1 pseudogene is annotated in these 527 nt (G+C 47.1%); it reads left to right on the forward strand.

Going from position 1 to position 527, the window contains the following annotated elements:
* Positions 1 to 527, forward strand: a pseudogene (locus tag R7Q09_RS28170) (isochorismate synthase); the annotation flags it as partial.

Raw genomic sequence — 527 nt, forward strand, 5'->3', positions numbered from 1 at the left:
AGCGAGTTCAGCACACGGAAGGCAATCAAGTACGTCTGGTCGAGCCCCTCAGCGAAAAACCGAATTTCGCATTTATTGATTGGCTTGATGCACAACCACTTTTCCCCAAATTTTATTGGCAATCCCGTGATACTCGTGAAGAGGTCGTCGCGCTAGGACAGCTGCACTCTTTTGTTGAGCCGGGTCCTGCCTATACCATTCTTGTTGAAGCGCAGCGAGTATGGGGCGGGCGATCGTTTGATGGCCAGCACGAAAAAAATCGCCGTTGCATGCCTTCTTTCTTCTTTTTGCCTCAAATTGAACTGATTCGATTTGATCAGCAGTGGTCACTTGCGGTTAACCTAACTGAAGACAAAGCGCGCACGCTTGCCAGCTTGAGAAAGCTTATTTGCGATGTCGCCGCTTTACCTCCGATCTCGTCACATATTCGCTCGATTGTTCATACTCCTATTAAATCTGAGTGGGATGAGCTGGTACATAAAGTTCTGACTGGGATTGAGAATGATGAGTTTAAAAAAGTTGTGTTG

This window comes from Vibrio sp. 2130-1 (assembly GCF_033339515.1).